Genomic DNA, 8,368 nt, shown 5'->3' with positions numbered 1-8,368 from the left:
TTATGCGGCGGAGTTCGGGATTGTGGGCCCGTCCGGCCGGCAGAACGTCAATGGCCTGATCGCGCGCGTCCTCGAAGATGACTCGCTGCCGGAGCTGGCGCGCGAGCTCTTCCAGTTTCAAGCCAAGGAGTACGCCGCGGTAGAGGCGCGCCTGGCGGAGATCGACGCGAAGCTGATGAAGTGGCACCGCGCCGACGAGCTGAGCCGGCGCATCGCCACCATTCCCGGCGTCGGCCCTATCGGCTCAACGTTGCTGAGCATGAAGGCGCCGCCGGCGGAGACCTTCGGCTCCGGGCGCGACTTCGCCGCCTGGCTGGGGCTCACGCCGCGAGACCATTCGACAGGCGGTCGATCAAGACGCGGCGGGATCACCAAGGCTGGAGATCCATCGATCCGGTCAACGCTGATCGTCGGGGCCACAGCGCTGCTGCGCCATGTGCGCCTCGGGCATACAAAGCCATCGCCCTGGCTGGCCAAGCTCATGGAGCGGAAGCCGCCCAAGCTAGTCGCGGTCGCGTTGGCCAACAAGTTCGCCAGGATTGCTTGGCGGCTGATGGTGTCGGGCGGAGTTTACACCCGGCCCGCAGCACTGAACCCGACCTGATCTGAGACCGGCGCCCGGAAGCCAAAGAGGCTGCACCCGGACCGCCCAGAAGACTTGCACGAACGAACAGATGGAAACGACCTATCGGTCGGTACGCGCGACATTCCGAAGATTGCACTGGCATCCCGATGTCGCCAATGTGTTTGGAGCGCGCGTAGCGAACACCATCTTGGCCAGCGAGCTTCTCGCGCAAACAGGCCGGACATCTGATAGCAAGCGTTAGGTCAGACAGTCTGCGCGTTCACTGCAAGCGGGGGGCCGTCCACATCTGCAACCTCTATAGCCTGAAGACTGGCGACCTCTTCAGCCTCTGGGAAAAGGTGTTGCGCCTGCCCGTGGTCTGGGAAGGCCAGGCCTCGAATTTCGAGCCGCGGCCGGAGATCCGGATGACCGAGGTCGCGCCGATCGTCCGCCATGTCGAAGGCCAGGCGGTCGTCTCGATGACCAGGTGGGCCTGGCCCGGGCCTGGCGGCAAGCCGGTCTTCAACTTCCGGTCGGACGGCCGTCACTTCGCCGATAGTGACCGGGTGCTGATCCCGGCCGACGCCTTCTACGAGTTCACCGACCCGCTGCCGGGCCAGAAGCGCAAGACGCGCTGGAAGTTCACTATGCCGCAGAGCCCCCTCTTCTGGATCGCGGGGGTGGTCAAGCAAGGCTGCTGGTCGATGCTGACGACCGAACCGGGCCCGGATATCGCAACCTACCATGACCGCCAGGTCGTGGTTCTGACCGGGGATCAAGGGCGCGACTGGCTGGATCTGACCCGTCCAGAGGCTGAGATTCTGCGGGCCGCGCCCGCTGGAACCCTGGCAGTCGAGCGGGACTTTCCGCCGCCCGACCTCTTCGGCTAGGCGCGCGGCTCGAGGTCCAGGTACGGCGCGCCAGCGCCGTCGTCTTCGCGCCGGTTCAGGACCTTGTCCTCCCGCTGGCTGCTGATCAGCACCGACACGCCGCGATAGCGAATGCCGACGATCGTGTTCACGCAGGTGGTCGGCAGGTCGGCCAGGGACATCTTCACCCAGGTTCCGGAATTAAAGGTGATCGCGCCCGGCTTCAGGGTTTCGTCGCCAGCCTCCGCCGCCTCTGCGGCGATGGCGTCCAGCATGTCGTCGATCTCAGCACGGTTCATGCGCGGGCAGTACGCGATTCGAGCGGGGCGCCGGCCGCGCCGCCTTGAAAGCGTCACAGGAAATGCCCGATCATCCCCAGGTCGTCGCAAGGAGGACCCCATGCGCAAGACCCTCGTTCTGGCCGCCGCCCTGACCATCGCCCTTTCATCCGCTGGCGCGAGCCTGGCCGCCGCGCCATGCCGCGATGCCAAGGGCAAGTTCATCAAGTGCCCGGCCGCGGCCGCGCCCGCCAAACCGACCAAGTGCAAGGACGCCAAGGGCAAGTTCGCCAAGTGCGGGACGCCTGGGGCCAAGCCGGTCGGCTGATTGCCCCATCGCCGTTGCGGCGCGGCGCTCACAACAACGCCTGGAGTTTGGCGCTGGCTTTGGCTTGTGGCGTCGTCGTAAAGCCGCGTTGACAAGCGGACGATCTCGCCTGCAGCGGCGCTCGAACGTTGAGCGTTGGACCTATACGCTTCGACGTATAATCGGCGCATATGCGGCCGGGCGTATAATGGGCGCCTGGCGGGCCATCGTGCTCGAGACGCGAGAGGCTCCGGTTAACCGAAACCCGAGGCGTCGCGAGCTTCTCAATCGTGGCATGCAACTCCGGCGCGCTAACAGAAGTACCTGGCGCAATCGCGCCAGAAGCTTGCCGAGCCCTCAGACAGTCGAGCCCCTAAACAGCGCATCGGCGTGCGCCCAGTTGATGGTGGCCATGAAGGCGTCGACATAGGCGCCGGCCTTGGCGCCGTAGTCCATGGCATAGGCGTGCTCGTACATGTCGAGCGCCAGCAGGGGCGTGCCACCGGCCAGGGTCATGGTGTGGTCGGCCGCCCAGGTGTTGACCAAGCGCTTGTCACGCGCGCTCCAGGTCAGCAGCACCCAGCCCGAGCCGCCACCCAGGGCTTTGCCCATCGCCGCGAACTCGGCGCGCCAGCGCGCGTCGCTGCCGAAGTCCCGCTCGATCGCGTTCGCAAGACCCACGCCCGGCCTGGTCGGAGCGCCCAGGCCCGCGAAATAGAGCTCATGCAGGATCATCGAATTCCAGGCGATCAGCTCCTCGCGCTTCAGACCGTTGAGTTCAAAGCCTGGCGCGGCCGCCGGGTCGAGCGCGGCGAGCTGAGCGTCGATAGCGCCCAGGCGCTTCACCGCGCCGACATAGTTGTTGTCGTGATGGCTGACGAGAAGCTTCTCGGACAGGCCGGTGATGGCCTTGGGATCGAACGGCAGCGGTTGGGGCGCGAAGCCCGGCGCGGCCTTGGCCTGCGCCAAGGCGGGCGCGCTCGCGGCGGCGGCGAGGACGCCCGAGAGCGCGGCGCCGGCGAGAACCTGACGACGATCGGTTTGGAACGCGGTCATGGGAGAACTCCTGCTCAACGGATGGGGGTTTGATTGGACGGACAGCGGCTTTGCGCCAGCTCGGCCAGCAGCGCGTCGAGACGTTGGTCGAGATCGGCCTTGGCGCGGTCGTAGTCGCTGTTCCACGAGGGCGTGCGCCACGCGCGGGCCATTGATAACCCGGGCGCCGAAGCCGCCTCGTCGAAGGCGATGACGAGATCGGCCCAGGCCACATCGGCGGGGGAGAAGGGCAGAGCGGGCTCGGCCTTGGGGTCCAGGTCGTCAAGCGCCAGGCGTCGCGCCAGTTCGGACGAGACATGATCTTCGATGTCGAGGCCCCGCGAGCGCACCTCGACCGCCAGGGCCGCGCGCTTGGCTCGACGCTTCAGAGCCTCGCGCGCGATGGCGCTTTTGACCGTTCCGGCCGGGCAGACGAAAAGCACCTTGGTCGGCAAACATGTCGCGAGCGCAGCGCCAGGCGCCGACATCAGGCACAGGGCCAACAGGCCGCGACGACTAAGCAGCCTGACTGAGGATTGATCGACCAAGAACCCCGCAACATGGCGCATCATCGCTCCTTCCCCCGCGCGGCGCGGCGGATCTGGAGCGGGCCTTGGACGGCGAGCCGTCTATCGCCGGGCGCCCGCGTTGGCCCGGTGCGTCAGGCTTAACGGAGTTTCGGGGGCTCGCAAAGCCCTCGCGGAACGTCGCTCAGCGAAATGCACATCCCCTCCACCAGGACAGGACTCGCCAGATCCTCCCCCGGGGGATATGAGGGCGACATGGCCCACGTCGTTCACGCCACCCATCCCGAAATCATCGCCCGCCTCAAGCGCGCCAATGGACACCTGCGCAAGGTCATCGAGATGATCGAAGGCGGCCGCTCCTGCGTCGAGCTGGCCCAACAGCTGCACGCCATCGAGAAGGCGGTGGCGGCGGCCAAGAAGACGCTGATCCATGACCACATCGACCATTGCCTGGCGCACGCCGCCGAGGACCAACCGCAGGACGCGGTCAAGGCCGTGGCCGAACTCAAGACCCTGACCAAGTACCTCTAAGAGCGCCCCATGCCTTCGCTTGCCGACCTCTTCGCCCAGGGCGCCGCCCACGCCTGGCTGTTCATCCCGTCGGCCCTGTTGCTCGGCGCGCTGCACGGACTGGAGCCGGGCCATTCCAAGACGATGATGGCGGCGTTCATCGTCGCCGTGCGCGGCACGGTCTGGCAAGCGATCCTGCTGGGCCTCTCGGCGACGCTCTCCCATACCGCCATAGTCTGGGCGATCGGCCTGGCCGGCCTCTACTTTGGTCGCAATCTGAACCTGGAGACGGCCGAGCCGTGGTTCCAGCTGGCCTCGGCGGTGATCATCATCGGCGTGGCGCTGTGGATGGTCTGGCGAACCTGGCGCGAGCAGCAGGCCTCGGATCGCGAGCACGACCACCACCATCATCACGATCACGACGATGGGCACGACCATGGGCACGACGAGACGCGCGTGATCGACACCGGCTATGGTGTCGTGGAACTGAGCATCTTCGAGGATGGTCAGCCACCGGCCTTTCGCGTGACGGCGCGTACCGGCCACCTGCCGCGCGCGACGGAAGTCACGGTCACGACGACGCGTGAGGATGGCGCCACCCAGGTCTTCGCGTTCATGGCCAAGGATGGCTTCCTGGAGTCGACCACCGACATCCCCGAACCGCACGCCTTTTCCGCGCGGCTGTCGATCTCGCATGGCCACCACAGCCACGACTTCGACGTGGAATACAGCGAGGATGGCCATCACCACCACGATCACGACGGCCTGGACGTGACCTCACCGGGTTTCCAGGACGCGCATGAGCGGGCCCACGCCAACGACATCAAGCGCCGCTTCGCCGGCCGTGACGTCACGACCGGTCAGATCATCCTGTTTGGCCTGACGGGCGGGCTCATCCCGTGTCCGGCCGCGATCACCGTGCTGCTGCTGTGTTTGCAGCTCAAGCAGGTCGCCCTGGGCGCGACGCTGGTGCTGTGCTTCTCGATTGGCCTGGCCGTGACCATGGTCTCGGTCGGCGTTGTCGCGGCGCTGGGCGTGCGCCATGCCGAGAAGCGGTTCTCTGGCGCGTTCACCGCCTTCGCGCGGCGCGCGCCCTATGCTTCCGGGGCCCTGATCACCGTCGTGGGTCTGGCGCTCGCGTTACAGGCGCTTCGCGGCATTTTGGCTTAGCTTGGCCCACGCCGTTGCCGTTCACCGCGTTCCGCGCGAGAATGGTTCTCAGCTTCGGGCGATCAGGGGCCGTTCGTTGATCTCGCGCATGCACAGGGTGTTTGGAAAAAGCCTGTCGGCTTTCGCCGTCATGCTGATGACCCTGCTTGTCGCCCAGGCGCCGATCGCCACGGTGGACCGACTGCTTCACGCGATGGGCCATGGTCACGCGGCCAACGCCTTCGCTGGCGCGGTGCTCGAGACAGCCGACCACGATCATGATGGCGATCATGACGCTGGCCATACCGATGAGGAGGCCGGACCGACAGCGCAGGCGCTCGATGACAGCGCCTCGGTCGACGCCGGCGCGCCAGCCTCCCACCATCATCACCATCACGATAGCCCGTCGGTCTACGGCTTGACGGGCGCGCCAGGGCTGCCCCTGGCCTGGAGCGCATCGCGATCGCCGTTCGGCCTGGAAGATGACCTTCGCCGGGGCATCGGCGCGCCGCCCCAGGATCGTCCGCCCAAGGCTCCCCTCGCACACGTCACCTGATCCGCGCGGCCTGAAGCGCCGCGCTCGCACGTTCGAGGACCTTTCATGTCTGCCCTTTTCCAAGGCCGGTCACTCCGGCCCTGGCTGCTCGCCACGGCGCTCGCCTTGGCGACGCCGCTCTCCGCTTCGGCGGAACCTCTTGGCCTGTCCGACGCGCTGAGCCGCGCGGCCAAGGCCGATCCCGCCCGCCCGGCGCTCGCCGCGCGACTGCAAGCCGCCGAGGCCGGCGTTCGCCAGGCTGCGGTCCGGCCCAATCCCGTCATCGGGGTCGAGGTCGAGGACCTTGCGGGCAGCGGCTCCTATTCGTTGGTCGATCGCGCCCAGGCCACCCTGTACTACCAGCAGAGCCAGGAGCGTGGCGGCAAGCGCGCCGCCCGCACGGCCCTGGCGCGCGGCGATATCGCCTTGGTGCGCCTTCGCGACGACGTTCGGATGCTCGACCTCCTGCATGAGGTCGAGGTCGCCTGGATCGAGGCGGTCGCCGCCGAAGCCGAAGCGCGTCTGGCCGCGGACCGCCTGGCGCTGGCCGAACGGGCGCGGTCGGAGGTCTCGCGCCGGGTGAAGGTCGCGCGCGATCCGCTGTTCGCCGGCGCGCGCGCCGATGCGCAGGCCACCGAGGCGGCGATCGCCCTGTCGCAGGCCAAGGCCAGAGCCGCCAATGCCCGTCGCGCGCTCAGCGCCTATTGGGGCGGCGGCGAGGTCGAGATCGATCCGTCGAGCCTTGAGGACCTTTCGGTCGCCGATCGGGTCGCCGGCCCTGCCTCACCGGTGGACCTGGCGCTGCTGGAGGCCCAGCGTGGCGTCGCCGCCGCCAAGGTCCGCGTCGAGGAGAGCAAGGCGGTCCAGGACCCCACCTGGCGCGCGGGCCTGCGCTACCTGAACGACGGCGGCGATGTGGCCGCGATCGTCGGGGGCTCGATCCCCCTTGGCCGCTATGACACCAACCGTGGCGCCATCGACCAGGCGCGAGCAACGCAGACGGCGGCCGACCTCGATCTCATGAGCGCCCAGGCGGTGCTTGAGCGGAAGATCGCCGCGGTCCAGGCTTCTCTGGCCCAGAAGGCCGGCGAGGCACGCCGCCTGGCGGACGAGATCGTCCCGGCCAACGCCCGCACGGTCGATCTGGTCCGAGACGGCTTCAATCGCGGCGGCTTTTCCTATCTCGACGTCCTGGACGCTCAAAAGGCGCTGATCGAGGCCCGTTCGCGCCGCCTTGTCGTCCTCAAATCCTTCCAACTCGACCGCGCTCAGCTCGATCGCCTGACCGGCGCCTTCGCGAGCCTGGTCCCCGCTACGGAGTCCGCCCGATGACCCGCTCGCCAACGCGCCTTGGCGCGCCCCTGGTCCTGGCTTTGACCGGGACGCTCTTCCTCTCAGCCTGCGGTGAAAGCCTCAAGCCCGCCGAAACCGAAGGCCATGCCGCCAAGGCTCCTGAATATGAACGTGGCCCCCATCGCGGCCGTATGCTTCGCGATGGCGACTTCGCCATCGAGGTCACCATCTTCGAGGACGGCGTCGAGCCTGAGTTCCACGTCTACGCCTACCGCAAGGACAAGCCCCTCCCGCCGAAGGACGTCCAGCTATCCATCGCCCTGTCGCGCCTTGATGGCGAGGTGAACCGATTCGCCTTCACCCCTGTCGAGGACTACCTGCGGGGCGCGGGCGTGGTGCATGAGCCGCACTCCTTCGACGTGGCCGTCGCCGCGACCTACCAGGGCCGGGCGCACCGGTGGGGCTATCAATCCTACGAGGGGCGCACGACGATCTCGTCGGCGGCGGCCAAGGCCGGTGGCGTCCGGACCGAGATCGCCGGTCCCGCGCCGATCGCCGAACTGGTCGACATGGGCGGGCGGGTCGAGATTACGCCGGAGGGCAAGGGCGAGGTCCGCGCCTGGTATCCGGGACGGATCGTGACCTTGCACGGCGAACTCGGGCAGACCGTTCGCAGGGGCCAGTTGCTGGCCCGCGTCGAGTCCAGTGAGAGCCTGCAGACCTACTCGATCCCCGCGCCGATCAGCGGCGTCATCGTCGAGAAGAACCTCAATGTCGGGGATGTCACCGGCGACCGCGCGATCTTCGTGATCGCCGACCCGACCAAGCTGCACGCCGAGTTCTTCGTCTATCCGCGCGACGCCGAGAAGGTCCGCGTCGGCCAGCCTGTCGAGGTGCGTAGTCTCTCGGGTGACACCAAACTCCAGGCCAAGGTGGAGGCCGTGCTGCCGACCGCCGATCTGGCGAGCCAGACCCTGCTCGCGCACGTCCATCTCCCCGGCGGGGCCGACAGCGCCTTCCGTCCCGGCATGGGCGTCGAGGGCTCGTTCCAGGTCGGCGCGGCCAACGCGCCGCTGGCGGTGCGGACCAAGGCGATCCAGCGTTTCCGCGATTTCCAGGTCGTGTTCGTCAAGGTGCGCGACACCTACGAGGTGCGGATGCTGGAGCTCGGTCGCCAGACGCCGGAATGGACCGAGGTGCTTTCGGGCCTCAAGCCCGGCTCCGAGTACGTCACCGACGGCGCCTTCCTGATCCGCGCGGACATCGAAAAGTCCGGCGCGAGCCACGATCACTAGAGGGG

At 67.7% G+C, this 8,368-nt stretch carries 11 protein-coding genes; 8 read left to right on the top strand and 3 right to left on the bottom strand.

From position 1 onward, the window contains the following. Both Q0V34_RS09555 and Q0V34_RS09550 read left to right on the top strand, forming a co-directional pair. On the top strand, nucleotides 1–604 hold a 604-nt coding region (locus Q0V34_RS09555; RefSeq protein ID WP_297511078.1), incomplete at its 5' end, for an IS110 family transposase. A gap of 323 nt (nucleotides 605–927) precedes the next feature. After that, entirely contained in the window at nucleotides 928–1,455 is a 528-nt protein-coding gene (locus tag Q0V34_RS09550; RefSeq protein ID WP_297511076.1) for an SOS response-associated peptidase family protein, read from the top strand. Here Q0V34_RS09550 and Q0V34_RS09545 read toward each other — a convergent pair. After that, nucleotides 1,452–1,733: a hypothetical protein gene (locus Q0V34_RS09545; protein ID WP_297511074.1), complete on the bottom strand. Its 282-nt coding sequence runs from the start codon at nucleotides 1,731–1,733 to the stop codon at nucleotides 1,452–1,454. The genes Q0V34_RS09550 and Q0V34_RS09545 overlap by 4 nt on opposite strands. Before the next feature lie 100 nt (nucleotides 1,734–1,833). Here Q0V34_RS09545 and Q0V34_RS09540 point away from each other — a divergent pair, with 100 nt between their 5' ends. Then, nucleotides 1,834–2,040, top strand: a complete 207-nt coding sequence (locus Q0V34_RS09540) for a hypothetical protein (RefSeq protein WP_297511071.1) — start codon at nucleotides 1,834–1,836, stop codon at nucleotides 2,038–2,040. A gap of 336 nt (nucleotides 2,041–2,376) precedes the next feature. Here the strand turns inward: Q0V34_RS09540 and Q0V34_RS09535 are convergent, their stop codons facing one another. Then, complete coding sequence (locus Q0V34_RS09535; protein WP_297511069.1) at nucleotides 2,377–3,075, bottom strand: superoxide dismutase; 699 nt, start codon at nucleotides 3,073–3,075, stop codon at nucleotides 2,377–2,379. Between the two features lie 14 nt (nucleotides 3,076–3,089). Continuing rightward, the gene (locus Q0V34_RS09530; RefSeq protein WP_297511067.1) at nucleotides 3,090–3,623 is read right to left on the bottom strand and encodes a hypothetical protein; all 534 of its coding nucleotides are present in this window, start codon (nucleotides 3,621–3,623) and stop codon (nucleotides 3,090–3,092) included. A gap of 213 nt (nucleotides 3,624–3,836) precedes the next feature. Between Q0V34_RS09530 and Q0V34_RS09525 the strand changes: the two genes are divergently transcribed. The 5 genes from Q0V34_RS09525 (at nucleotide 3,837) to Q0V34_RS09505 (ending at nucleotide 8,363) form a co-directional block, all read left to right on the top strand. Beyond that, nucleotides 3,837–4,112: a metal-sensing transcriptional repressor gene (locus Q0V34_RS09525; protein WP_297511065.1), complete on the top strand. Its 276-nt coding sequence runs from the start codon at nucleotides 3,837–3,839 to the stop codon at nucleotides 4,110–4,112. A gap of 9 nt (nucleotides 4,113–4,121) precedes the next feature. Then, a complete protein-coding gene (locus tag Q0V34_RS09520; RefSeq protein WP_297511063.1) occupies nucleotides 4,122–5,261 on the top strand; it encodes a nickel/cobalt efflux transporter in 1,140 nt (379 codons plus the stop codon). Nucleotides 5,262–5,337: 76 nt separating this feature from the next. Beyond that, the gene (locus Q0V34_RS09515) at nucleotides 5,338–5,796 is read left to right on the top strand and encodes a hypothetical protein (protein WP_297511061.1); all 459 of its coding nucleotides are present in this window, start codon (nucleotides 5,338–5,340) and stop codon (nucleotides 5,794–5,796) included. A gap of 45 nt (nucleotides 5,797–5,841) precedes the next feature. Continuing rightward, a complete protein-coding gene (locus tag Q0V34_RS09510) occupies nucleotides 5,842–7,107 on the top strand; it encodes a TolC family protein (RefSeq protein WP_297511059.1) in 1,266 nt (421 codons plus the stop codon). Beyond that, entirely contained in the window at nucleotides 7,104–8,363 is a 1,260-nt protein-coding gene (locus tag Q0V34_RS09505; RefSeq protein WP_297511057.1) for an HlyD family efflux transporter periplasmic adaptor subunit, read from the top strand. Before Q0V34_RS09510 ends, Q0V34_RS09505 begins: the two co-directional genes overlap by 4 nt. The last annotated feature ends 5 nt before the right edge of the window (nucleotides 8,364–8,368 follow it).

This window comes from uncultured Caulobacter sp. (assembly GCF_947036865.1).
Classification (GTDB): Bacteria; Pseudomonadota; Alphaproteobacteria; order Caulobacterales; family Caulobacteraceae; genus Caulobacter.
The sequence above is the reverse complement of the archived record's forward strand: the minus strand, read 5'-3'. Positions and strand labels throughout refer to the sequence as shown.

Coding starts and splice junctions, on each gene's coding strand:
- Q0V34_RS09545 (WP_297511074.1), bottom strand. CDS start 1,733: ATGAACCGTGCTGAGATCGACGACATGCTGGACGCCATCGCCGCAGAG.
- Q0V34_RS09540 (WP_297511071.1), top strand. CDS start 1,834: ATGCGCAAGACCCTCGTTCTGGCCGCCGCCCTGACCATCGCCCTTTCA.
- Q0V34_RS09535 (WP_297511069.1), bottom strand. CDS start 3,075: ATGACCGCGTTCCAAACCGATCGTCGTCAGGTTCTCGCCGGCGCCGCG.
- Q0V34_RS09530 (WP_297511067.1), bottom strand. CDS start 3,623: ATGCGCCATGTTGCGGGGTTCTTGGTCGATCAATCCTCAGTCAGGCTG.
- Q0V34_RS09525 (WP_297511065.1), top strand. CDS start 3,837: ATGGCCCACGTCGTTCACGCCACCCATCCCGAAATCATCGCCCGCCTC.
- Q0V34_RS09520 (WP_297511063.1), top strand. CDS start 4,122: ATGCCTTCGCTTGCCGACCTCTTCGCCCAGGGCGCCGCCCACGCCTGG.
- Q0V34_RS09510 (WP_297511059.1), top strand. CDS start 5,842: ATGTCTGCCCTTTTCCAAGGCCGGTCACTCCGGCCCTGGCTGCTCGCC.
- Q0V34_RS09505 (WP_297511057.1), top strand. CDS start 7,104: ATGACCCGCTCGCCAACGCGCCTTGGCGCGCCCCTGGTCCTGGCTTTG.